This window comes from Bacteriovorax sp. HI3 (genome assembly GCF_059738875.1).
Window position 1 is genome coordinate 135,983 of the sequence record NZ_AP026946.1, and the last position, 24,465, is coordinate 160,447.

General features: G+C 38.0%; 21 protein-coding genes. 20 read left to right on the plus strand and 1 reads right to left on the minus strand.

From position 1 onward, the window contains the following. Positions 1-87 precede the first annotated feature (87 nt). From AC6JA8_RS00645 to AC6JA8_RS00665, 5 genes are all read left to right on the plus strand, one after another. Positions 88-1,764 carry a GspE/PulE family protein gene (locus AC6JA8_RS00645; protein ID WP_497975312.1) on the plus strand — a complete coding sequence of 559 codons (1,677 nt, stop codon included), beginning with the start codon at positions 88-90 and terminating at the stop codon, positions 1,762-1,764. 7 nt (positions 1,765-1,771) lie between these two features. Continuing rightward, positions 1,772-2,920: a type IV pilus twitching motility protein PilT gene (locus tag AC6JA8_RS00650; protein ID WP_497975313.1), complete on the plus strand. Its 1,149-nt coding sequence runs from the start codon at positions 1,772-1,774 to the stop codon at positions 2,918-2,920. Between the two features lie 6 nt (positions 2,921-2,926). Further along, positions 2,927-4,147 carry a type II secretion system F family protein gene (locus tag AC6JA8_RS00655; protein WP_497975314.1) on the plus strand — a complete coding sequence of 407 codons (1,221 nt, stop codon included), beginning with the start codon at positions 2,927-2,929 and terminating at the stop codon, positions 4,145-4,147. 178 nt (positions 4,148-4,325) lie between these two features. After that, positions 4,326-4,871: a type IV pilin protein gene (locus tag AC6JA8_RS00660; protein WP_497975315.1), complete on the plus strand. Its 546-nt coding sequence runs from the start codon at positions 4,326-4,328 to the stop codon at positions 4,869-4,871. Between the two features lie 198 nt (positions 4,872-5,069). Then, on the plus strand, positions 5,070-5,597 hold the full coding sequence (locus tag AC6JA8_RS00665) for a type IV pilin protein (protein ID WP_497976869.1): 528 nt from the start codon (positions 5,070-5,072) through the stop codon (positions 5,595-5,597). Here AC6JA8_RS00665 and AC6JA8_RS00670 read toward each other — a convergent pair. After that, positions 5,591-6,424 carry a tetratricopeptide repeat protein gene (locus AC6JA8_RS00670; protein WP_497975316.1) on the minus strand — a complete coding sequence of 278 codons (834 nt, stop codon included), beginning with the start codon at positions 6,422-6,424 and terminating at the stop codon, positions 5,591-5,593. The genes AC6JA8_RS00665 and AC6JA8_RS00670 overlap by 7 nt on opposite strands. A gap of 21 nt (positions 6,425-6,445) precedes the next feature. On the opposite strand from AC6JA8_RS00670, the gene AC6JA8_RS00675 reads away from it, so the two are divergent. The 15 genes from AC6JA8_RS00675 to rplM all read left to right on the plus strand — a co-directional run bounded on the left by AC6JA8_RS00675 (position 6,446) and on the right by rplM (position 24,451). Continuing rightward, a complete protein-coding gene (locus tag AC6JA8_RS00675; RefSeq protein ID WP_497975317.1) occupies positions 6,446-7,306 on the plus strand; it encodes an ABC transporter ATP-binding protein in 861 nt (286 codons plus the stop codon). Then, positions 7,303-8,073 carry an ABC transporter permease gene (locus AC6JA8_RS00680; RefSeq protein WP_497975318.1) on the plus strand — a complete coding sequence of 257 codons (771 nt, stop codon included), beginning with the start codon at positions 7,303-7,305 and terminating at the stop codon, positions 8,071-8,073. Before AC6JA8_RS00675 ends, AC6JA8_RS00680 begins: the two co-directional genes overlap by 4 nt. A 2-nt stretch (positions 8,074-8,075) precedes the next feature. After that, positions 8,076-8,846 carry a prepilin peptidase gene (locus AC6JA8_RS00685; RefSeq protein WP_497975319.1) on the plus strand — a complete coding sequence of 257 codons (771 nt, stop codon included), beginning with the start codon at positions 8,076-8,078 and terminating at the stop codon, positions 8,844-8,846. 59 nt (positions 8,847-8,905) lie between these two features. Further along, entirely contained in the window at positions 8,906-10,015 is a 1,110-nt protein-coding gene (gene pilM / locus AC6JA8_RS00690; protein WP_497975320.1) for a type IV pilus assembly protein PilM, read from the plus strand. Next, positions 10,012-10,626, plus strand: coding sequence for a PilN domain-containing protein (locus tag AC6JA8_RS00695; RefSeq protein ID WP_497975321.1), 615 nt, complete (start codon positions 10,012-10,014; stop codon positions 10,624-10,626). Before pilM ends, AC6JA8_RS00695 begins: the two co-directional genes overlap by 4 nt. Before the next feature lie 3 nt (positions 10,627-10,629). Then, the gene (locus AC6JA8_RS00700; RefSeq protein WP_497975322.1) at positions 10,630-11,274 is read left to right on the plus strand and encodes a hypothetical protein; all 645 of its coding nucleotides are present in this window, start codon (positions 10,630-10,632) and stop codon (positions 11,272-11,274) included. 2 nt (positions 11,275-11,276) lie between these two features. Continuing rightward, complete coding sequence (locus AC6JA8_RS00705; RefSeq protein WP_497975323.1) at positions 11,277-11,753, plus strand: pilus assembly protein PilP; 477 nt, start codon at positions 11,277-11,279, stop codon at positions 11,751-11,753. 111 nt (positions 11,754-11,864) lie between these two features. Then, the gene (pilQ, locus tag AC6JA8_RS00710; RefSeq protein ID WP_497975324.1) at positions 11,865-13,652 is read left to right on the plus strand and encodes a type IV pilus secretin PilQ; all 1,788 of its coding nucleotides are present in this window, start codon (positions 11,865-11,867) and stop codon (positions 13,650-13,652) included. An 8-nt stretch (positions 13,653-13,660) separates the two neighbouring features. Continuing rightward, entirely contained in the window at positions 13,661-14,992 is a 1,332-nt protein-coding gene (locus AC6JA8_RS00715) for a tetratricopeptide repeat protein (RefSeq protein ID WP_497975325.1), read from the plus strand. Positions 14,993-15,006: 14 nt separating this feature from the next. Next, complete coding sequence (locus AC6JA8_RS00720) at positions 15,007-15,450, plus strand: type II 3-dehydroquinate dehydratase (RefSeq protein WP_102241945.1); 444 nt, start codon at positions 15,007-15,009, stop codon at positions 15,448-15,450. A gap of 14 nt (positions 15,451-15,464) precedes the next feature. Then, positions 15,465-16,037, plus strand: a complete 573-nt coding sequence (gene efp / locus AC6JA8_RS00725; protein WP_497975326.1) for an elongation factor P — start codon at positions 15,465-15,467, stop codon at positions 16,035-16,037. Between the two features lie 185 nt (positions 16,038-16,222). Then, positions 16,223-17,392, plus strand: coding sequence for a hypothetical protein (locus AC6JA8_RS00730; protein WP_497975327.1), 1,170 nt, complete (start codon positions 16,223-16,225; stop codon positions 17,390-17,392). Beyond that, on the plus strand, positions 17,376-21,407 hold the full coding sequence (locus AC6JA8_RS00735; RefSeq protein WP_497975328.1) for a translocation/assembly module TamB domain-containing protein: 4,032 nt from the start codon (positions 17,376-17,378) through the stop codon (positions 21,405-21,407). The genes AC6JA8_RS00730 and AC6JA8_RS00735 overlap by 17 nt, the downstream gene beginning before the upstream one ends. Continuing rightward, positions 21,407-23,851: a BamA/OMP85 family outer membrane protein gene (locus AC6JA8_RS00740; protein WP_497975329.1), complete on the plus strand. Its 2,445-nt coding sequence runs from the start codon at positions 21,407-21,409 to the stop codon at positions 23,849-23,851. The genes AC6JA8_RS00735 and AC6JA8_RS00740 overlap by 1 nt, the downstream gene beginning before the upstream one ends. A 159-nt stretch (positions 23,852-24,010) precedes the next feature. After that, entirely contained in the window at positions 24,011-24,451 is a 441-nt protein-coding gene (rplM, locus tag AC6JA8_RS00745; RefSeq protein ID WP_102241950.1) for a 50S ribosomal protein L13, read from the plus strand. The last annotated feature ends 14 nt before the right edge of the window (positions 24,452-24,465 follow it).

The window sequence follows — 24,465 nt, forward strand, 5'->3', positions numbered from 1 at the left end:
CTCGCAGAATGATTTAAGATCGCTTCAACTTCATCCGATAAGTTATTCAAATATCGTAAAACTGAAACCAAAGAAGAAAACAACTTTATGTTCAGAAAAGAGTTTGTTGATGTAATAACTAAGACGGGGATGGTTCCTATCAAGGACTTGCGCCCTCTTATTATCGACAAAGATCAAATGATTATTTCTGAGCTTGGTTTACTTCAATTTAAATTCTTCGATGATGTCAGATTCGCCAAGCAAATTGCAGACAATTACAATCTTACATATATTGATCTTTCAAAAGCTAAAATCCCAGAGAGAATTTTAAAGATTGTTAAGAAGAGTGACATCATTAAGTACCGCGTTCTTCCAATTCAAAAGAATGCTAAAGCGGTGAGTGTCGCCATTTATGATCCATCATTGATTAAGTTGCAAGCTGAATTGCAAACTCTTTTCCAATATCCAATTGAATTTATCTTAACCAGCCTTTCTTCTTGGGCCGATATTTTTACACGAGTTCCGGAAAATATCGAAGACGTTTTAGAAACCATCAGGGAAATCAAACCTGATGCTATGAAAAAAGAAGAAAACATCAACGAAGATGATATCGGTGATGACGTTATTAGATACGTAAATAAGATTCTGGCAGAAGCTTTCGTTATGAAGTGTTCTGATATTCACATTGAACCTTATGAAAATAATTTCCGTATTCGCTACCGTCAGGATGGAAGTTTAATAGAGTCAGCAAAACCTCCTCGTACGTTAATGCTTCCGATTATCTCAAGAGTTAAGATCCTTGCTCAAATGGATATTTCGGAAAGACGTAAACCGCAAGACGGTCGTATTAAACTTGAAATTGGTGGTAAGCCTATCGATTACCGTGTTTCTTCATTGCCAACACTCTTTGGTGAAAAGATCGTACTTCGACTTCTGGATTCATCTAACTTACAGCTCGATATGACGAAGCTGGGATTTGAGCCAAAACAAATTGATGTATTTAAAGAAGGTATTTATAAGCCTTATGGGATGTGTTTGGTTACCGGGCCTACAGGGTCAGGAAAGACGACGACACTTTATTCTGCACTGGCAGAACTGAATCAGATTGATACAAACATTTCGACAGCGGAAGACCCGGTGGAATTTAACCTTGAAGGGATTAACCAGGTTAACGTTAAAAAAGATATTGGTTTAACTTTTGCGGCCTGTTTGAAGTCTTTTCTTCGTCAGGACCCGGATATCATCATGGTTGGGGAGATCAGAGATCATGAGGTTGGTGAGATCGCTATTGAAGCGGCCCTTACTGGTCACTTGGTTTTATCTACTCTGCACACTAACGATGCACCAAGTACGATTACTCGTTTGATCAATATGGGGATTGAGCCATTCCTGGTAGCAGCAGCTCTAAACGTTGTTGTTGCTCAACGACTGTGTCGTAAAATTTGTAAAGATTGCAAAGACGTCGATCCAAATATTACAAAAGAAGGATTGGTAGCACTGGGAATATCTCCTGCATCAGCAGAAAAAATTACTGTATATAAAGGAAAAGGATGCTCTACTTGTAACAACACTGGTTACAAGGGACGTGTCGCGATTTATGAAGTTTTAGAGATGACTCCTTCAATCAAGGAAATCTTACTAAGAAATGGATCGGCAGATGAAATTAAACGTCAAGCGATCAAAGACGGAATGAAAACATTAAGAATGTCGGCCCTCACTAAGGTTGCCCAGGGGTTAACGACAGTAGATGAAGCAGTATCAAACTCAGCTTCAGATAAAATGTAGGGATGTTATGGAAGGCAAAACGCAAACGAAAGCTAATTCAACCAGGCTAACACAGACTGGAACCAATCAGGGGGCCGGAAACGAAAACCTGAAAATCCAGCAGCTCTTCAAGCTCATGGTTGATAGTGGTGCATCTGACTTGCACATCACTTCAGGAACTTCACCTGGACTTCGTGTTCACGGAGAGGTTATTAAAGTTAAAACATCAGCACTTACTGGTGAAGACACAAAAAGATTAATTTATCAGATCCTTACTGAGGATCAAAAGAACGAATTTGAGAAGAAGCTCGAACTCGATTTTTCTTTCGGGATTAAGGGCCTTGCTCGCTTTCGTGCCAACGTCTTTAACTCTAAAGGCGCAGTCGCAGCTGTTTTCCGTATCATTCCAAGTATCATCCCGGATTTTAAATCGCTAAACTTACCTAACGTTCTTCTAAAAATGTGTGACGTAAGTAACGGCCTGATTCTGGTAACAGGACCTACTGGTTCTGGTAAGTCGACAACACTTGCGGCCCTTATTGATTATCTAAATCAACATGAGGCCGGACATATTATCACGCTCGAAGATCCGGTCGAATTCGTCCACGCTCACAAATCGTGTTTAGTTAACCAACGCGAGATTGGAAGTGACTCTCTTTCATTTAGTAATGCTTTAAAAAGCTTACTTCGTCAGGACCCTGATATCGTTCTGGTGGGAGAGCTTCGTGATATGGAAACAATTGAAGCTGCCTTAACGATTGCGGAAACAGGTCACTTGGTTTTCGGTACTCTTCACACCAACTCGTGTGTTCAGACCATCAACCGTGTTATCAACGTATTCCCGGCCCACCAGCAGATTCAGGTAAGAACACTTCTGTCATTCGTACTTCAGGGAGTTGTCTCTCAACAGCTGATTGCCAAGTCTTTTGAAAAGGGCCGTGTGGCCGCGATGGAGATCCTGGTTCCAACTGCGGGTATTAGAAACCTGATCCGCGAAGACAAACTTCACCAGGTCTACTCACAAATGCAAATTGGTCAGGATAAGACTGGTATGGTGACCATGAACCAAAGTTTGAAAAAACATGTTGAGACAGGTTCTATTTCTGTCGACGTAGCAATGAGTTACTCAAATGCACCGGATGAGCTTGCAGCACAGCTGGGTGTGAAGGTAAAATAGAGCTAAATGGGAATTTATAAATACGAAGGCTTTGATGCCAACGGGAAAAAAGTTTTAGGACAGGTTGATGCCGCTTCTGAAAAAGAAGTGAGAAAAGTTCTGCGCGCTCAAAGTGTGCGTGTAAAAAAGATTATTCCACCAACGATTCTTGAGTTTGATCTTGGGGCGTGGATGGTTGAGAAGGGATTTGGATCATCGGTTAAGCCTAAAGAGCTTGCTTCATTTACAAAACAGTTATCTATTATGATCAGTGCTGGTGTTCCTATTCTTCAAGCATTAGAAATCTTGTATCGTTCTGAAAAAAATCCAACATTAAAACTAGCGGTTAAGAAAATTGCAGCAGATGTAGGAGAGGGAAAGACAATTGCTGAAGCGATGCAGGCACAAAAGCCTTTTGATAAATTATATTGTAACCTGGTTCGTGCTGGTGAAGCCGGCGGTATTCTAGATCAGATTTTGAAAAAACTCTCTGTTCACATGGAGAAACAAGAGAAGACTAAAGCACAGATTAAGTCTGCAATGATGTATCCATCTATTGTTGTCAGTGTTGGTGCTTTGGTTATTTGGGGGATGATGGTTTTTGTTGTTCCTCAATTTACAGGAATGCTGAAAGAGACAGGTCAAGAAGTACCGTGGGTCACACAATTCGTTATTGATACTTCAAATTTTATGGGGACATATACACCAATTATGGTTCCAGCTGTCATTATAGGGCTTGTCTTATTTCTCTCTTATATTAAGACCCCGTCCGGAAAAGTCATGTGGGACAACTTCAGTATGCGCATACCTTTATTTGGATCAGTCGTCGTTAAAGGGAATTTAAGTTCATTTGCAAACACGCTAGCAACTCTTTTGGGTGCTGGTGTTGCATTGATAGACGCTTTAGATATTTGTATTGAAACATTAGACAGTACTGTTATTGCCAAAGACATTCAAGAAGTTAAAAAGAAAGTTATTGAAGGAAAGACGCTAACAGAGCCACTGAGTAAGATTGAATATTTCCCGGAGCTGGTAACCCAAATGATTCGCGTAGGTGAGCAAACAGGTCAAATAGATCAAATGCTTGCTAGGGTAGCAGAGGTATTTGAAGACGAGGTAGATCAATTAGTCGGTTCTATGACCAAAATGATCGAACCTTTGATTATCGTTGTGTTGGGGGGGATTATAGCGACAATATTAGTTGCCATGTATCTGCCAATGTTTATGTCGGCGGGAGGGGCAGAGTAGAAAAAATAACCACTTAAAATAAGGGTTTATTTTTTCAAGGATGGGCCTATAATAGTCTGGTAAGGATAATTTTGTTTAGTTTTACAACGCTTGAACTCTTAATGTTTGATCAGTGTAAAAGGAGACAAAATTTAATAAAAATACCAAATCTTAATTTTGGTATCAAATAGGAGTAGTTATGAAAAAGATTCTGAAGAATCCGAATGGATTCACACTCGTAGAGCTAATGGTTGTAGTCGCAATTATTGGTATTCTCTCAGCGATTGCTGTTCCAAACTTTAAGAAGTACCAAGCAAAGTCAAAACAATCAGAAGCAAAAATTCAGTTGGCCGCAGTTTATTCTACGGAAGTTGGCGCACAGGCTGATTACGATACGTTTGGTACATGTATCGGTGAGATTGGATATGAGAAGCCACCAAAAGGGTATTACATCGTAGGATTCCAGGGGAGTGATGCTGGTTCTTTGGCGCAAATTAATGCTCGTGCGGGTTCGACAATCTGTTCGGCAGCAGCGGCACAATATGCGGTAGATCCGACAAATAAACTGACAGCTTCAGGTGTGGCAACAGCGGCCGCGGACTTAACAGCTTTTGTTTCAGCAACAGCGACGACAGCTTTCCTGGCAGGTGCTGCTGGAAATATTTCTGGTTCTGGAGCCAACACAAAAGACCGCTGGACAATTAACGAAGCAAAGTCATTAGTTAATGCTCAAATCGGTTACTAGTTTTTTTAAATTTCTCATACCTAGTTTATTAAGGACTCCTAATCTGGGGTCCTTTTTGTTTCAACAGCTTTTTTTTAGGAAATCTTGAACCAATATTGTGCTTTAAAAACAGCGATTTTTAGTCATTTAAAATAAATAGCATCCATAATACTAATTAGACTCATGTTTAAGGAGCTATTCGTGATAAATTTAAAAAGTATGCAGGGTGGATTTACTCTTGTAGAGTTGATGGTCGTAGTTGCAATTATTGGTATTCTCTCAGCGATTGCTGTTCCAAACTTTAAGAAGTATCAAGCAAAGTCAAAACAAACAGAAGCAAAAATTCAGTTGGCCGCAGTTTATTCTACGGAAGTTGGCGCACAGGCCGATTACGATACGTTTGGTACATGTATCGGTGAGATTGGATATGAGAAGCCACCAAAAGGGTATTATATCATAGGATTCCAGGGGAGTGATGCTGGTTCTTTGGCACAAATTAATACTCGTGCGGGTTCGACAATCTGTTCGGCAGCAGCGGCACAATATGCGGTAGATCCGACAAATAAACTGACAGCTTCAGGTGTGGCAACAGCGGCCGCGGACTTAACAGCTTTTGTTTCAGCAACAGCGACGACAGCTTTCCTGGCAGGTGCTGCTGGAAATATTTCTGGTTCTGGAGCCAACACAAAAGACCGCTGGACAATTAACGAAGCAAAGTCATTGATTAATGCGCAAATAGGCTATTGATCAGGAGAGTGTTTATACTTTTTAATTCTGAAAGGGGCCCATGCTTTGGGCGCGATATATTGGTTATGACTGTTTTTGATATAAGCTTCATTGTTTAAATCTTTTAATCTACAAAGCTTACGAAGGCCCTTATTGAGACATTCTAGATCAATCTCTGCGCGGATAGAATATAAATTGTCCCATGTTTTATTTGCAAGAGGCTTTTGATTTTTTTCCAATAGATCTTTGTAGTTGCTTAAAAGTATGGCAAAAGCAACTTCAAGATTACCCATTTCAGATTCAATTCTCGCCAAGCTAGAATAAAGAATAGGGTTAGTCATTTTGTGATGTAGTAGCCTTTGATGGATTTCTCGTGAGCGTTGATAGTCTTCTATCTCAAAATGAAAGTGAAATGCCGCATTTTTTAAGAGATAAAAATCTTCAGGATATTGCTCAAGTCCTTTGTTATAAATAATCGAAGCACCTTTTAAATCATCTTTTATAATTGAAAGGTAGGGGCCCCCAAAAGCATAGTTTTCATAAAATTGAGGCTCTAGATTACTGATAGTGTTAAAGCGAAGAAACATCCATGAGTTTAAGTCTTTCCCTTTGTAGTGGTCATGATCACTTTCAAGAATAGTTGCAATCCAGATTATTGAAGAAATGAGTCTTTTCTGTCCAAAATGAAAAAAACGAAAAAAATTCTCTTCAATATTTACAGAGCTATCTTGTTTCCTAACGAAAAGAGCAGGTCTCTCTGACTGAGATGAAATGTAGTGAGCGCCAAGCAGCCCAAAGACAATTATTAGAATGAAAAGCGAATTGTTTATGTGTTTACTTAATTTCATACCACTATATAATATAATATTATGATTGAATTCGTTAATATTACTAAGAAATTTCAAAATCATTTTTGGGAAAAACCTTTTGTTGCAGTTGATGATGTTTCATTCAATATATCAAAGGGAAGCCTCGTTGGTTTTTTAGGTGCTAATGGTGCAGGAAAAACAACACTGATTAAGATCTTGATGGATTTTAGTCGCCAAACAAGTGGATTGATCAACTTTAGTCAAGAATTAGGTATTGGGCCAAGTGCAATTCGCTCAAAAATAGGTTATCTACCGGAGAGAGCATATTTATACCAACATCTTACTGGTCGAGAGTTCCTAATTTACATAGGAAGTCTCAACGGGATTCCTAAAAACGATTTAAATAAATTGATAAGACAATGGTCAGAAAAAATTCAAATTGATCATGCTTTAGATCGTTTAGTTAGAGGTTATTCAAAAGGGATGCAACAACGTCTGGGCTTTATAAGTGCATTAATTCATCGCCCATTATTCCTTGTGCTGGATGAGCCGCTATCAGGGCTGGATCCTGTTGGAAGAAAAGAATTTAAAGTTATTCTAAAGGAGTTAAACCAAGAAGGTGTGACGATTTTTTTTAGTAGTCATATCGTGGCAGATGTTGAAGAAATTTGTAATAAAGTCGTTTTTATTGAAAAAGGGAAACTTCTTTATAACGGAACTATTGATGATCTCATCATAAAACATAGTCGAGATAATTACACCATTAAATATTATGAAGGATCCGCTCTTCGAAGTTTGAATTTTACTGAGAGTGAAAAAAGTAGCATTCTTCTGAAGCTGCTATCTAATAATGTCAATATTGTTGAGCTAGAAAAAGATAAAATGACATTAGAAGAAATTATTTACAGAATAAAAAAATGAATAGTGTTTTTACTGTTACTAAATTTACCTTTCTAGAGGTTTATCGCAGCAAGTTGATGATGAGTCTTGTCTTTCTAGCAATGGGATTATTGTTAGTGACTTATGTTGCTTCGGAATTTGCTTATGGTGCTCCGGCAAAAGTGGCATTAGATGTAGGTTTAGGAATTATGGCAATATCTAATTTGATAATCGCCGTGTTTATAGGATCTACCTTGTTAAGCAAAGAAATCGACCAAAGAACACTCTATATGATTCTTTCTCGACCTATTTCGAGGGCTTCTTTTTTAATTGGGAAAATTTTAGGACTTTCAACTGTGTTGCTGTTGAATTCTTTCTTGTTGGGAGTTTTAAGTTTAGGCCTGTATGTCTATTATGGGGGAGAGAGTTTGAGTTCGCTCTTTGTTTGGGCGCTTTATTTTTCTTTTTTAGAAGCCTTTATAGTTCTTGCTTTTGCAGTATTATTTTCTTTAATTACGAATTCAACATTGTCAGTAATTTATACTATCTGTATTTTTATTGTTGGGCATGCGCTTAATGAAACATCAAAAATTTTCTTTGTGAAAATCTCTCCCTTTTTTAAAGCGCTTCTTGATATTGGTACTTTTTTTATTCCAAATTTTTATCGCTTAAACCTCAAAGATTTCTTAATCTATAAGCAAAGTATTTCACTTGAATATTTATTAAATACTCAGCTTTATATTGCATTTTATCTCCTTGCTCTTTTTGCAACGATCATAGTCATTTTCAAAAAACGGAACCTGGACTAAGAATGGAAATAGTGGTGACTTCATTTTTTTCCGTATTCGGACTTCTTGTTGGTAGTTTTCTCAATGCTCTGATCTACAGGATCCCAAGAGAAATTAATATTGCTTATCCTCGTTCCTCTTGTCCAAATTGCAATAAATTAATTTATTGGTATGAGAACATTCCAGTTATTAGTTATATCTTTTTAAAGGGGCGCTGCTCTGGTTGTGGAATAAAAATTTCATGGGTCTATCCAGCCGTAGAAATTATTACTTGTCTTTTTGCGTACACTATAGCCCCCAAAGAATTAAGTTCTGAATCTATTTTTAATTTCTTATTTTTTTTCAGCGTGTTCTGTTGTTTTTTAGTCCACTTTATAGTTGATCTAAAGCATCAAATACTCCCTGATAGTATTAATATTTACCTCGCAACTTTATTTGCATTTGTAGGTATCTTTACAACTCCATGGACTCATTGGCTTTTGGGTGGAGTTTTAGGTTTCGGCTTCCCTTTCCTGGTCAGTTGGATTTTCTATCAACTGAAAGGACAGATAGGATTAGGAGGAGGCGATATTAAACTTTATGGAGCTTTAGGATTGTATCTTGGTCCTATGGGGGTTATGCAGAATTTATTCTTGAGTTGTTTTGTTGGTGCTGTGGTTGGCTTGAGTTTGATAGCGACTAAATTAATTAAGAGGGATAATCACATACCATTTGGGCCGTTTATTATAGCAGTAGCCGCTATTCAAATTTTTGCTGAAGACTGGTTCAAACATCTAATATCATATATTCCTTGATCAGAGTTATTTATTAAATGTATAATTTCATTAATAATTAATTGTGAAAGGCGCAACTCTTGGATCCAAAGAATATTGTTGAAAATATTAGAGAGAAAATCAACGAGATGTTTTATGTCGGGCCTAAGGGCGTCATTGGCATAGACATCGGACTAAGCGCTATAAAGCTCGCTGAAATCACTCATATCTCGGAAGGCAATTATAAAATCAATAGGTACGCATCGGTTGATTTGCCGGAGGGGACCATCATTGAAGATGAGATTCAAAAAGAAGATGAAATTCTGAAAGCTCTCCAAAAGGGAATTAAGGAACTTAATTCGAGCAATAAATTTGCATGTCTCGGATTATCTGGACCAAATACTCTCATTAAAAGACTTCAACTCGCTGGTGGTTCAAATGAAGAAATAGAAGACCAGGTATCTTGGGAGACAGAGCAATACCTTCCTTTTCCCATAGATGAAGGAAACATTTCTTTTAGTATTGTTGGGGAAAATCAAGGGGGAGGGGTTGACGTCATTATTGGAGCAGTGAAAAAAACAGTCCTCCAGTCGTTTAAAGAGATTGTTGAACGTTCTACACTAAAAGTAAAAATTGTAGATTTAAATGCTGCCGCGACCATCAATGTTTTTGAAGCTGTTATGGGCGATGAAGTAAAGGCAAAGGGAAAGACCTGGATCTTAATGGATCTTGGGGCTCAAAAAACTCACTTCATGATCTATAAAAATGGTGTTCTTGTTTTCTTTAAGGAAATTAATATTGGTGGATTAACCATTACTGAAGAAATTCAAAGACAGATGGGTGTTAATTATGGTGAAGCGGAAAGTTTAAAAATCCATGGAGATGGAAACGGGAATATACCAGAAGAGATTGTTGATTTGATTAACCAAGTTCTCGATACTTTTTTTACAGAATTAAAAAAGACTATCGATTTCTGGGTGAATTCAACATCTGAAGAAAGCTTTGATGGATGTATTCTAACCGGGGGAAGTGCGCTGATCCCAGGTCTTCCTGAAGCGCTACAAGAACTCTTTGAAACAGAAGTGCAAATTTTAAATCCGTTTTCCACAATGAGTTATAATCAGAATAATATTTCGGAAGATATGATCAATGAAATTGCATTTAAAGGTGTTTGTGCAATCGGATTGGCCATGAGGAGCTTGCCGAAATGATTGAGTTAAACTTACTCGAGAAAAAGCAACCCCTAGTTCTTCCAACAGTTCTTGGAATTGACCTTAACAATCTTAATTTAAAGATGCTTGGTGTGGCATTCGTCATCTATTATATGCCGAGCTTTGTTGGCTCATACATGTTCGACGATAAGATGAATGAAGTTCGTGCGACACTTGAGCAGGTAACAGCTCAAAATGCGAAGATTGCAAAATCTATCGAAAAAGATAATGACATTAAACTTCAAGTAGAAGCTTATAAAGGCCAAGTAAAAAGATTGCAAGATCGCTCAGTTCAGGTTGATGAGATCTTAAAAACAAGAACAAATCCTAAAAAAATTCTTGAAAAAATTGCTCGAAGTATTCCAGAAGATGTTTGGTTTGAGAGCATGGTGATCAATGATAAAAATGAAGTCTCGATTAAGGGAGGCTCGTATACTCCAAGAGCGATTGGAGAGTTTATTACATCAATCAATGATTCACCTTATTTTGGAGGAAGTATTATTCCATCTGTCCAAGAGAATCGTCGTGAAACTCTTGATGGAATCACTACTAACTATGAGTCGTTTGAGTTAAAAGGAAAAATTATCAATTACGACATGAGGTCGAAATAATCCATGGAAAAATTATTAAAAAATTTACATTGGTTTATCATCGCTTATGCTGTGTTTGAATTTTATAACATCTATGAAACAAAAAACGAAGAGTTTCTAGGTCTAGAATCACAAGTTGAAGTGCAAAGAAATATGCTTGTGCGAAATAAGAAAACTGAAAGAGAAATCAAGAACTATTATTCAAATATTAAAGAAGAAAAAGATAAGATTGAAAAAGTCGCTATTGAAATTGAAAAAATGCAACAGTTGTTACCGAGTGAAATATCGGATAGCGAAAATATTCATTTACTTCGATCAATGGCTGAGGATGTAAATATAAAAGATATTAGTATTGCCCCAGAGCAAGAAATCGATAGAGGATTCTTTCTTGCTCGCCGTTATAGGATTAAAGCAAAAGCAACATTTCTGCAATTTTTAATCATGCTTGAAAAAATTGGTGAAAATAAAAGAATTTTAAACGTTGGAGAGGCAACTTTTAAGAAAGTTGAAGAGCCTCAGCGTGGTAAATTTCAAATAATTGGAGGCGATTTCATTATTGAAGCTTATCGCTATAATGCAAACTTCAAAGAAGATAGAGGTATTGCAGAGATTGAGAAGAAGTTCCAGCATCCCAGCGCAGCGAAAGCCAAAGCGGTAAAGGAGGAATAATTGTGAAATTTTTTATCATTTCTCTAATTATGCTTTTTTCAGTTGATTTACATGCTCAGGAATCGAGTAATCAATATAATCTTTTTAAAAGCAAGACATACGTTAAAAATCCATTAGATTTAAGAGATCCTTTTAAGAGAAGAATTAACAAAAAGAAGTCAAATCAAGTAAAGGCCAGAGAAAGATTAAACGGTATTTATACAAACTATACCAATTCTCTTGAAGGGCGCTCAATTGAGAGTCTGCATGTCATTGGTGTTGTAATTGGTGCTGAAAGAAGAGCGATGATTAAGGTATCTGATGACAATAAGGGGCCAGGGGGGGAAATCATTTATGTTAAAGAAGGCATGAAGGTTGGTGAGAACGGAGCTGAGGTTAAAGCAATTCTTCCTGGAGGAGTGGTTTTAGTAGAAAAAATTCGCAACGTTTATGATCAAGATGAATATCTTGAAACAGTTATTCCAGTTTCAAATGATTAAAAAAGTCGGTTATTAAATCCTAAAAAAAAGCAACAAAATTCAAATTGATGCTATAATGAATTAAGTCTTCAATTATAGAGGATATAACATGATAACTTAGGGATGAGTTGCATGAAAAAAGGATTTTTTCTTAGTGTTTTATTTTATCTATTTTTCCTTCTTCCAACGCATGCAAATGCCAGTGAAATGAAGGCCATAAACTTTACCCAAAAAGGTGAAGTGAGTGAATTGGAATTTATTTTTGATAATAATGATGTCCAAGCGAGTAAGTTCCAGGTCAAAGATGACAAACAAATTATCGTTGATCTAACAGATGTATCTGCAACAGATAGAGTGATGCGTGCTTTTGACACTTCGGAGTTTTCCGGTGGTGTTGTTTTTGTAAAAGCATATAAAAAACCCAAAGCAGATAAGGATATTCGAGTCGCGATTCAATTAAGAGACAATGTTCGCTCAACACTTGTTAGAAAGCCAAATAAAGTTATTCTTCAAATTGAAAATCGTTACGGCGTTTTTTCTCAAAAAAAGGCAGAAGAAGGACAAACATATAAAGAGAAAATTGCAGATGTTTCCAAAGAAGAAGCAACTCGATTAAATATCCCAAAGTCAGATACAATTGAAGACATTCTTGAGAATGTTACGATGTCAGGTCGTAAGAAATATATTGGTAAAAAAATTACCATGAATTTAAAAAACGTTAAGCCTGAAGAGATCGTACGTATCATTGCGGAGACATCAGGGTTTAATATTATTCTTACCGAGGATGCAAAAGCTCTACCTCCAATATCGTTAAGTTTGGTTGATGTTCCATGGGATCAAGCGCTGGATACTGTTTTAGAAATGAGCAAGCTGGTTGCGAAAAAAAATGGAATGATCTTGATTGTAAATACCTTGGAAAATGCTATCAAGGAACAAGAGGAAATCAAAAAAGCAAAAGTATCAACTCTTGAGCAAGAACCTTTGTTAACGAAAGTTTTCCCAATAAGTTTTGCAAGCATCGATGATTTGCAAAAAATTCTTGCCGAATACTCTACTGAAAAAAGAGGAAAAATCTCTAAGGATTCAAGAACCAATTCTTTAATCGTCAAAGATACAGCTGATGTTATTGAAAAAGTAAAAAAAATTGTAGAGCTTCTTGATACTCAAACTCCACAAGTTCTTATTGAGTCAAAAATTGTAGAAGTAACTGAACGTTATACAAAAGAGATCGGGTTAGATCAAGGTTTGACATTTGGTTATGATCCACTTGGAGCAGGTGGTTCATCTGGAAACAATGGAGCCTTTTCATTTAGCACGGGCCCAGACTCTACGCGGAACGTATTTGGATTAACGATTGGAAAGTTTAATCGTCTTATTGATTTAAATTTTCGTCTAAACTTAATGGAGAGTGAGGCGAAAGCGAAGATCATTTCTAGTCCAAAAGTTATCACTAAAAACAATGTTAAGGCTCAAATTGTTCAGGATGAGAATTCATGGTTTCAGGTTCAGACATTGGCTGAAAATGGAAGAACGACAAATTCTTGGCAATTACAAAGTGCCAAGCTTGAGTTGAGTGTTACTCCGCAAATTACAAATGAAGGTGCAATTTCACTTAGTGTGGAAATGCAAAAGGATTCACTAGATCCACAGGTTAACATTACAACACCAAGAAACGAAACAAAACGTAAAGTCATGACTCAAGTTTTGGTTGATAATGGTGCCACGGTGGTTGTTGGTGGTATTTATACCTATACTTCTGACGAAAGCCACTCTGGTATCCCTTTCTTAAAAGACATCCCACTAGTCGGCTGGCTTTTCAGAACAAAGTACAATCCAAGAAACGAAAAGAAAGAGTTAATTATCTTCTTAACTCCAAGAATTATTAACCAAGAAGAAGCTGGTTTAGTTGACAGAGGCTAAGCTTACCAATGAGTAAAGATAAACTACAGCTTCTATCACCACTGTTTCTAAAGTATCAGGCGGATTACGAAAAAAATCCGCGATCGAGAGTTTTTGCGCCTCTTGCTGAAACTTATAGAAAACTTGGTATGACAGACAAAGCGATGGAAATTCTCGCTCAAGGGATTCGTTTTCATCCAACTTATGTCATGGGCTATCTTGGGCTGGCGTTCTGTTACTCAGACTTAAAACAATACAATCTTGCATACAATACTCTAAGACCTTTGGTTGAAAACAACCGTGATAATATTCGTCTGCAAAAACTTTTTGCTGATGTTTGTCTGGAGCTTGGTTACAAAGAAGAAGCACTTGATACTTACAAGTATCTCTTATTCATTAATCCTCGCGATAAAGAAGTGGCCCTTCAGGTTTCAACACTTGAGCGCTCGATAGAAGAGCAATACAGGCCGGTTCATCAGCCTATCTACATTCCAGAATCTGAATTCAGAAATGATAATAAAAAAACTGAGATTGATGACCATCAATTATTTGATATCGATAAACTACAAAGTAAGCCAGCAAGTTCAAAAGCAGATTTTGATGATTGGATGGCCCTGGATTTAAGTCGCGATCAGAAAACACCATCAGCAGTAGAAGATCCATACGAATTCTGGAATTTGAAAAAAGGTGATACACCCTTAGACCTGGGATCTTCTGCGCAAGAAGAAACACCGGTTGAAGAAAAACCAGAAACCACAAAACCTACGTTATTGGAAAAATTTGAACAAGTTGAAATCAAAACAGCTCCTGATTTATATGTAGCTTTAGATTTAGACGATGAAGAAGAGGAAGAGAGCGAACAAGATGAAGCGGGTGAAGTTCCACTTGTCACTCACACACTTGTCGATCTTTACTGCGGACAAGGTCATATTGAAAAGGCCTTGGAAGTTTTAGAGAAGATTTTAATCCTCAATCCAAAAGACGAAAAAACGATTCAAAAAATCAGAGAGATCAAATCACTGATGGGACCTTATACAGCTGAGCCAGTTTCAACACCGGTCCCTGTAAAAAAAGTTCCTGAGATTAAAATCGAAATCCCTATCGCCAATAAACCTCATCTCGAAGCTTTAAAAGAAATTTCAGAGGAAGATGGGCGTAGAAACCTGATGGATATTCTGGATCAGCAGCTAGGCCATGAAGAGATGATTGAGGCCGAAATAATTGCAAGTGACCCGATTCCAGATGAAATCGACCAGAAAATTGCCCAATCCGAAGAGCAAAAGCGCAAGATCGAAGAAAAATTAGGCCAATTCTTAAAGAAAATTCAAAAAAGAGCACTGGATTATCAATCGCGCGTTTGATAGGTTGTCCGAGAATGAATCAAACGAAAAATAGCGAATTTCTCATCATCAATGGGCCGAATCTCAATATGCTCGGCACTCGCGAACCCGAAATTTACGGGTCGTTAACTCTCGCAGAAATCAAAAATTATACAGAAAAATCACTGGAACAGGATAATGTAAAACTCGAGTGGTACCAATCCAACATCGAGGGTGAGATTGTCACTAAGATCCAGGAAGCTTCACAAAAAAACTATAAGGCCTTAATTATTAATCCCGGAGCTTACTCTCATACGAGTGTGGCCATCTTTGATGCGCTTTGCCTTATGAAATGCCCGGTGATTGAAGTTCATATTTCTAACACTCACAGACGTGAGGAGTTCAGGCAAACGAAGTTGACTGCAAAAGCTTCAACAATCATAATGGAAGGCCTAGGAAAAATCGCATATCTTACAGCTGTTAAGTCTCAGCTTTTTTAAAAAGGAATATATTTATGTACGACACTACCGAGATCAAAAAAGGTTTAAAAATTGAAGTTGAAGGGAAACCTTACGTCGTTTTGAAATCTGATTTTACTAACCCTGGTAAAGGTTCTGCTTTCGTAACAGCTAGAATTAAAAACCTGGAAACTGGACAAGTTATCGAAAGAACTTGGAAGTCAGGAGTTTCAACTAACGTTACAGCTCCAGACCTAGAAGAAAAAGAAGTAGAATACACATATTCAGACGCTGACGGATTCAACTTCCTTGACCAATCAAACTTCGAAACAATCCACCTGACTAATGAGCAGGTTGGAGATGACAAATATTATTTAATGGAAGGATCTAAACTAGTAGTACTTTACTACAAAGGTCGCCCAATCTCGATTGAGCACCCTCACTTCATCTTCATTAAAGTTGCTGAGACAGATCCAGGACTAAAAGGTGACACAGCTTCAGGTGCAACTAAGAGAGCTGTTATGGAAACAGGTCTTCAAGTTAAAGTTCCACTTTTCATCAAAGAAGGTGAGACTCTAAAAATTGATACGCGTACTGGTGAATACATCGAACGCGCTAACGCAAAATAAGACGACTTAAAAAAGGCCCCAAAATGGGGCCTTTTTTATTTGTGCCCACTTCAAAATATCTCCACCCAAAATCCTCAACTAAAAAAATTTGGCAGGCATATATTTACCCTCATTCTCCAGCGATTTTCGGGTTAAAATAAAAATAATCTCAATAACTTAACTTAATTTTAAGTGAGGGAAAATTTTTGGAATTTGAACACCTTCATCGTTTGATTGATGAAAAGAAATGGACATTAATTCTGCGCGAACTCGATCTTTTGATTTCAAAAAAAGATGCGGGCAATGACGAAATCATTTTATCTGCATTTGAAAAAATGGATCGCGACTTTCGTGAAAGAAAAGCTCAAAGATTATATTTTGAGATGTGGAAGATTGCGTATCGTTCAGGAAAAATTAAGCTCGCAAAAAATTATGCTGAGTTCATTCTCGATTACCTGGTAGAACTCAAACGAGTTCCTGCCATCAAGCAAATCCTCGCGGAGTTTGCAGCTTATGGTATGTTGAAAAACCATAAAAATATTCATGCAGCAGAATACATTCTCGGGAAAAAAGATGTCGACTCACTGGAAGAATCAGAAGCTTTTGAATTTCATCCAGAGATGTGGAAAAACTCAAAAGAGTCGTTGAAATACTTCCTGCTTCTCGAGGAGAACTGGCAACTCCAGCACTGGAAGCTTGCTTATGAATTCATTCTTAAGTTTTATTACGATAAAGATTTGATGCTGGCCTTGATGGAAAAAGCATTTCAACTCAATAAAACGAATCATCAAAAAAAGTTCATGGCCTTTTTACAAGAGAAGAAGGTTAACACTAAACGCTTTGAAGAGAAGAAGCCAAAAGCAAGCACTGTTGAAAAAGCAGATAAGCTTCATGCTGATTATGATCAACTGGCAATGGACGTGATGTCTGGTGCAGTTGAACCAAGTATTACTGAACAAAGAAAAATCCTTCTTTCAATTGAAGATTTACATGATGATGAGCTACTTTCAAAAGGCAAAGACATGATCGTGGCCTTTGGTCTTTTGGGAATGGATAAAGTTGTCGTTCGATTAAGCGAAAGAGTTATTCCTTTGATGACGAATGTGAAAGAAAGAATTAGCATCCAGTTCATGATGGCCCAGGCCCTTTTCAATCACGCAGAATATTACAAAGTTTCAGATATGGTGGATGACATTACGGGAAGCGAACCGCTTCTCAACGATGAGATCCTGGCTTTCTATTATCTTAAGGCGGAAAGTTTACTTAAGCTAAAAAAGCATAAAGCAGCGAAAGATATTTTTATCAAAATTAAACAGCAAAACCCGCACTATCGTTTAGTGGGAGAAAGGTTAAGAAGTCTTGAAGAGATTAAATAAAATTCTTCTTGTATTTTTGGTGATCACTTTTCTCACCCTGTATGGTGGGTGGAGATTCATTCACTCAGAAAGATTCTCACATGAAGCTTCGATGAAAGTTTCAAGAATCTTGACTCAAAAATTTGGTGCTCAATTAAGTTTCTCTGGTGTTGATTTCAGTCTTGTTCCCTTATCAACAACTTTTAAAAATGTTCATGTTGTAAAAAAAGATCCGACTTTGCTTGATGTTGAAGTTGTGGCCGAAGAGCTTGAGGTGGCCTTCACTTACGCCAGTTTCATTTCCAGCGAATTAGAAATCGATGAAGTCAGCGTTCGCGACGGATCGGTTAATTTAGACATCTACAAAAAAAGCGAAGAAGACACAATTGTCAGAGAACTTAAAACCAGAGAGATCTTTGCTAAATATACAGAAATCCTTACTTCGTTGCCTGTGCGATTGAATATTCTTGATCTGGAAAAAATCAAACTGGATATTGATACAACATCGCTCTACGTGAATAAGCTTTCAGTTTCACCATCGCGCAAAGGTGTCCGTGTCAAAGGTGATATCTCTGATCTTTCGATTCAACATGACAGCCCTGACTTTGCTCCAGTTAATATCTCTAAAATCCAACTCCTGGGAGCGATGGAAAAAGAAGAGTGGAGGATTGACGAGCTTAAAGTTGAAAAAGACCAGAATATTGTTGAACTCAAGGGTGCCGCCTTTAATGAAGGAAGTTTGCTGCATTTAAAAACAACAGGAACTTTAACGGCCAATGTTGAAACTGTTCTCAATAATTTTAAGACACTTCCATCGGATATCAAAGCAATCAAGGGGGATTTGAAAGGAGAGTTTGAAACATCTGGAGTGATTGATAACCCTGATGTCGTATTAACTTTTCATGCAACTAACGCTGATACTCCTTGGATCAAGCTTCAGGCCGTCGAGGGAACAGTGGCAAAAAAGAAGAACTTCTTGATTGCCCAAAAGCTTCAGGCAAAAAATGGAATTGAAGAGTACTTGCTTAGAAAACCTCAGGCATTCCTCGATCTGAATACCGGTAAATTCACTGATTTTAATTTCAGCCTTAGATTAAAAAATGCATACACTAATACCTTTTTGTTAGCTGCCAAGGACTCACTTGAAACATTAAAAGGCTCAGTGAGTGGAGATGTGGAAGCGGCACTTTTTAGTAATAGAGCGGTTTTTACGATTAAAGAGAAAGCGAGTGTTCAGAATTTCAGGCTGACGACCCCTAATGGTAAAAGCGATATTCTAAAAAATAGTGGTTTTAATTTAGAAAATACGACTGTTACGATTAACGAAGATTATTCAGTTAATCTTGATGCTAAATTGTCGATGCCCAATACACTTGTAAATGCGGTCGGGAAAATTTCTGAAAAAGGAATTAACGTTGATGTCACAAATTCAAAAATTGATCTTCAGGCATTGGGACCGATTGCCGGCGTAAAACTCACTGGGTCTGGACCGGCCAATCTTAAAGTTTCAGGGCCACTTGATGATGTTATGTTTGACTTCAATGTTGAATGGAATAACTTCAGTGTTGTTGAATTGAATTTTGGTAAAGTAAAGGCTGATTTTTCTCTGGCCTTAAATGAACTTGAAATGGATATCAGGAATCTGGATGGTGTCTTTAATAAATCAAACTTCAATGCCAAAGGGCGTTTAGGGTTTGATGATAAGAACGAAGGGATGGACCTTAAGATTGATTTCGCTAATACGACTTTCTCTGATGCCAGAAAAATGTATCAGCTGGTTTTTAAAAATATTAAGCTTCCGGTAGATCCAGAGTTTAACTTTGAAGCCAATTATGCAGTCAAAGGGGGCTTTGGTCTCGATACTTTAAAAATTGACGGGCAAATTAAAGGGACCGATCTAAAAGTTGCCGGAGAAGAGGCGGAGAAAATTTCGCTTAAGTTCTCTCTGGCCAATAGTTTGTTAAATTTCAAGCAAATTAAAATTAATAAATCACGTGGTGAACTTAATGCGAATGTGAATGTGAATTTAAAAAATGATTACATTGATCTCACTGGAGCGACGCAGTCTCTGCGTTTAAGAGATTTTAATTTTTATCGCCACTTAAATTTGGAGTACGATGGGGACTTGTTCTTAGACTTTGACGGAAATGGAACAACGAAAGATTTCAGTTCACGTTTTAAAACTAGAGTGGCCAATGCTTTTATCGGAAATGCGCCGGCATCATCATCAACGGCAATTTTTTATATTAACACTAACGATATCGTAACTAACGCCAGCCTTTTGGGTGGAAAGATTAAAGTCGATTCACTAGTCAGTTTTAAAACCGATATCGCGGCCATTAAATCAAGCATTGAGACTGGTGACCTAAGAGAGTTCTTGGGAGTTTTCTCTGCTCACAATATGATCGATCGCGGGATCAACGGTAAAATTAAAGCGAAACTCAACACTCAGATCAGCTTGGGGTCACTGGGCGTAAGACGCTTCTTCCTGGATGTTGAAGACCTGACTTTAAAGAAAGGCGATATTTCTCTGCAGATTGACCCAAAATACAACATGATTCAGGTTGATGAAGGGATTGTTAAAAGCTGGGATCTTCGTTTGCATGATGGAAAAGATTTCTTCTTAAGTCGGGGACGCAATCTTTCTAACGGTGTAATTGAAGTTGATCACCGCTTTGCTCTTAAGGCGAGTCTTTTTGAAATGGCCACTAATTACATTGAGCGCGCCGTTGGTGTTATTAAAGGTCAGTCTAAAGTCGTTTTAAATAAAAACATTACTGTGAAAGATCTCAATATTTCAGGAGACAATCACTCGTTAAAGATCAAGGGACTTCCGGGGTACATCACTTCATTTGATTATACGCTTATTAAAAATGGTGAATCTTTTGAGATTTCCAGAATGCGCGGGAATTATGGAGAAGGTGAGTTTAAAATCGGCGGGAAGATTTTCTTCGATGATATGTACCCGCAAGTTAACCTTAACTATCAGATTGACCGCGCGACTGTACCACTTTTTAAACGTTCGAATGTTATTATTAGCAGTACGGGATCAGTCACAGGAACTGATCTTCCTTATAAACTCAATGGTAAAGTGACTTTCCTTCATGGAGAAATCCTGGAAGACCCAGCTGATCTGATGAAAGAAAACAAAGTCAGTATTGATGAATATAAAAAGTATCTTCCAGAAAAAGATGTTTTAGGAAACAAGGGCTTTATTGACCTGAACCTTTCATTTGAAACAGCAAGCCCGGTTTTAATTAAAAATAACATGGTGGAAGTGTACTTCCGTGGAAACGGACAGGTGACTGGAGATGTGCTTTCCCCTGAATTTAACACCAGGCTGGAGACAGTTCCAAATATTAGTAAGTTCAAATTCAAAGGCCACGACTTTGCTTTAAGCCAGGGTTATGTAGAAATCAGAGACCGCGGCAAGAACCGGATTTCTGATTTGAAGTTTGCTGGTGCCGCTAAGATTAACGACTACGATATGCGCCTGGATCTATCTGGAACCATCAGCAACGTTAATGTTGAGCTTTCATCAGAGCCAGCGCTTTCAAAAGAAGATTTACTATCGCTTCTAACTTTAGGGGTCACCTCAGATATGTCAAAAAACCTGGAAGCTGGTGAGCGCAGGTTTGTTACAACTGTAGGAATCGGGACGCTTTTAGTGGATCAGCTTAAAATCAATGAAGATCTCAATTCAACTCTGGGATTAAAGCTCAGCGTGCAGCCGGAATTTAAGGAAGATGAGACAACACTTATTTCAGGAAAGTCTGCAGTGAGTGACGGAAGCACCAGCAGACTAAAGTCTGCGACAAAAGTTAAGATTAATAAGCAAATTAACAATCGCGTAGATGTATCGCTTTCAAGTACAATTGGTGGATCATTAGAACAGAAGCAGGAAATGAACATCAATTTTAACATCAATAAGAACTTTTCATTAGAAGGGGTTTACGAAGTTAAGCCGACGGAAGATGAAAACACGAATACGCCAAACTCGCTTGGTGCCGATTTAAAGTGGAGGAAGTCATTTTAATGAAAAACCTCCTTCTTCTTTTAATACTTTTAAGCACCATGATGGTTAATCTGGCCATGGCCCAGGAATCATCCGCACCAAAGGGTGCGGTGTTAAAAGCTGTCGAGTTAAATAACCCGGCGATGAAGAAGCGTTTTGGAACTTATTTTAAAGCGATCACTGGAAAAACGTACGATAACCTGACTTTAAAAATCCAAATTGATCAGATCACCAAAGACTTATTTAATAGTGGGTATTTCAATGCCGTTGTTAAACACGAACTTCAGGTTGAAGGCGGGAATGTTTACGCTAAGATTACCGTAGAGCCTAGAGAGAGAGTGAACTTTGAATTCAGAGGAAATAGTGTTTTTAGCCATCAAGAGCTAAGAACTAAACTTTTGGAAAAAATTAAAAACGAATTCGGAAAATTTGATATCGCAGGCCTTGCTACTTATATTGCCGATCAATATGAGGAGACGGGTTTTTATCAGACAGGTGTAAAGTTTTACCAAAATGAAGGCCAGGACCTGGAAAAAGGGAAAGTCATCAATTACTTCTTTGTTATTGATGAAGGTTTTAAGGTTATCGTTAAAGAAATTGTTTATAGAGGGAATTCATATCTTAAAGCAAAAGAGATTGAAGAGATCTTTAAAAAGAATGGAACTCCCCTGGCCCAAGGTGGCTTTTATGATAAAAAATTCTTTGATGAGTTCTCGGATATTTTGAAAAAGGAATACTTAAGCCGTGGGTTTGTTTTTGTCGAGGTTTCAAAGCCGAGAGTTGTGACTAATGACGAAGACGACACAGTCAGTATTGAGTACGGAATTGCAGAAAAACAACAAGTCATTTTAAGAAACATCACTTTTCAGAAAGTTCCAGAAGAGCTGGCCACTGGTGTAAAGAGCGCGCTGGTTAACAAAGAAGGGACGCCGATCAATATTGTTGAAATTGAAAGTGACCTTCGCAAGATGATCATTCATTTCCAAAACGAAGGGTATTATTTTGCGACAATCTCTAATTTAAACCGCAATGACCTAATGGTTTATGACCGTGCCTATACTTATGTAGATTTAAAACCAGAAATCGCTCTTGATCGTCAGATTTGTTTTAACGAAGCCATTATAAATGGAAATGCGAAAACTAAATCTACGGTTATTAACCGCGAAATTGATATTAAACCCGGAGAGCTGATCACTCCTGGGAAGCTGGAAATCCTAAGACAGAAACTCTCGGGTCTAAACCTGTTCTCTTCCCTGCGTATCACTCCTTATATGATGTATGAATCTGAAGCGTCTGGATGTGCAAAAACTAATCTGGTGATTCAGGTTAAAGAAAAGGACTTCGGTCTGATTGAAGTGGCTCCAGGATTTCGTACTGACCTGGGGGCTAAACTTTCTACAGGTGTTTCATGGAATAACCTTGGTGGGATGAACCGCTCACTGAGTTTAAGGCTTCAAGGAAACGAGCGCTTTAATTTAGATGGATTTGATGAGAGAAGAAGAAAAGATGACAAGGACTTGTTTGAATATTCGTCACGTTTGACCTTCACCGAGCCTTATCTTTTTCATGAGTATATAAAGACTCAGATAGAATTTGAAACATCGGCCTCTTATCAGCGCATTCGTTTCTATGGATTCGATGCTGATATTTTAAGAATTTCCCCACAGCTTTCTAAGAACTTTAATAGGTGGTTTTCAACGTCGTTACGTTACCAGTTCGAGCGCATTGTTCAGTTTGATGCCACTGAAGAAAAAGATAATGATAACTTCTCGATCGGAGGTCTTACTCCGACGCTTACTTTTGACTTTAGAGATGATGTGATTAATCCAAGAAAAGGGGCCTTTTTTACATTATCTTCTGAGTGGGCCAATAAGTACTTCGGATCGATGCATGAAAAAGACCTGGAAGTGAATTTTGTTAAAGTGATCAGCCGCAACCGCTTCTATTATCCTGTTGGGGATTTTACTCTGGCGCTTTCAATTGCGGCCGGATACCAGAAAAACTTTGCTGAAGATGTCTTAAAAGACGCCAACGGAAATGTCCTTCTCAATGCCAATGGGCAGCCGCGCACACGCGGTTATATTCCAAGTATTAAGGTGTTCAGGTTGGACGGCTATGATGAGATCCGCGGATACGACCAGGGGGAGATTAACAGGCTTATGGATGGAACTCCGATCGGGGAAGTCATTGTTCAAAAGGAAGCTTATTTTACGGCCCTTAAATTTGAACCTCGTTATAACCTGACTGACAACCTGAGATTAGGAGTCTTTTTTGACGCTGGGCGAGTATTTGTGAGCGATTTTCAACCTACAAAACTGCGAACTTCCGTTGGAGCTGGGCTTAAGTACTTGACCCCTGTAGGGTCCCTGGACTTTGATTATGGATTTAAGCTGCAGCGCAAGGCATATGCAGACAAGCAACGCGACTCAGTAGGTCGTTTCCACCTCTCAATAGGATTCTTTTAGTTTCCAGATTCTCTCCAAGAAGTGCTTGACGGAGGGCCGTAAAACTCGCTATAAGGGACAACACTTGCATTTTTCTGCATTTTATATTTGAATAAATACTTCGTAATTTTTCGTTCGCGAAAAACAATATTGAAGGGATCACTTTAAGGGAAAGCGTTTATGTATACTCAAAAATCGTTCGTTCTAAAGCCAGCTGAAGCAGACAAAAAATGGTTCGTAGTCGATGCTCAAGACCAAATCGTAGGAAGACTAGCAACTCAAATTGCTGACATCCTAAGAGGGAAACTGAACCCAAAATTTACTTACAATACTGATTCTGGTGACTACGTAGTAGTTATCAACGCAGATAAGGTAAAATTCACTGGTGATAAGTGGAATGCTAAGGAATATAACTGGCACACAAACTTCACAGGCGGGATCAAAACTAGATCTGCTAAAGAACAACTTGAAAAGCACCCAGAACTAATCGTTATGGAAGCTGTAAAAGGTATGCTACCAAAGAACACTCTTGGTAGAAAACAATTAACAAAGCTTAAGGTTTTTGCAGGCGCAACTCATGATCACGCTGCTCAGAACCCAGTTGAATATAAATTAAAATAATAAAAGGATCATAA

Bases quoted from the DNA above. Each gene is read 5' to 3' on its own strand.
- AC6JA8_RS00645 (WP_497975312.1), top strand. From the start codon at position 88: ATGTTCAGAAAAGAGTTTGTTGATGTAATAACTAAGACGGGGATGGTT.
- AC6JA8_RS00650 (WP_497975313.1), top strand. From the start codon at position 1,772: ATGGAAGGCAAAACGCAAACGAAAGCTAATTCAACCAGGCTAACACAG.
- AC6JA8_RS00655 (WP_497975314.1), top strand. From the start codon at position 2,927: ATGGGAATTTATAAATACGAAGGCTTTGATGCCAACGGGAAAAAAGTT.
- AC6JA8_RS00660 (WP_497975315.1), top strand. From the start codon at position 4,326: ATGAAAAAGATTCTGAAGAATCCGAATGGATTCACACTCGTAGAGCTA.
- AC6JA8_RS00665 (WP_497976869.1), top strand. From the start codon at position 5,070: ATGCAGGGTGGATTTACTCTTGTAGAGTTGATGGTCGTAGTTGCAATT.
- AC6JA8_RS00670 (WP_497975316.1), bottom strand. From the start codon at position 6,424: ATGAAATTAAGTAAACACATAAACAATTCGCTTTTCATTCTAATAATT.
- AC6JA8_RS00675 (WP_497975317.1), top strand. From the start codon at position 6,446: ATGATTGAATTCGTTAATATTACTAAGAAATTTCAAAATCATTTTTGG.
- AC6JA8_RS00680 (WP_497975318.1), top strand. From the start codon at position 7,303: ATGAATAGTGTTTTTACTGTTACTAAATTTACCTTTCTAGAGGTTTAT.
- AC6JA8_RS00685 (WP_497975319.1), top strand. From the start codon at position 8,076: ATGGAAATAGTGGTGACTTCATTTTTTTCCGTATTCGGACTTCTTGTT.
- AC6JA8_RS00695 (WP_497975321.1), top strand. From the start codon at position 10,012: ATGATTGAGTTAAACTTACTCGAGAAAAAGCAACCCCTAGTTCTTCCA.
- AC6JA8_RS00700 (WP_497975322.1), top strand. From the start codon at position 10,630: ATGGAAAAATTATTAAAAAATTTACATTGGTTTATCATCGCTTATGCT.
- pilQ (WP_497975324.1), top strand. From the start codon at position 11,865: ATGAAAAAAGGATTTTTTCTTAGTGTTTTATTTTATCTATTTTTCCTT.
- AC6JA8_RS00715 (WP_497975325.1), top strand. From the start codon at position 13,661: ATGAGTAAAGATAAACTACAGCTTCTATCACCACTGTTTCTAAAGTAT.
- AC6JA8_RS00720 (WP_102241945.1), top strand. From the start codon at position 15,007: ATGAATCAAACGAAAAATAGCGAATTTCTCATCATCAATGGGCCGAAT.
- efp (WP_497975326.1), top strand. From the start codon at position 15,465: ATGTACGACACTACCGAGATCAAAAAAGGTTTAAAAATTGAAGTTGAA.
- AC6JA8_RS00740 (WP_497975329.1), top strand. From the start codon at position 21,407: ATGAAAAACCTCCTTCTTCTTTTAATACTTTTAAGCACCATGATGGTT.
- rplM (WP_102241950.1), top strand. From the start codon at position 24,011: ATGTATACTCAAAAATCGTTCGTTCTAAAGCCAGCTGAAGCAGACAAA.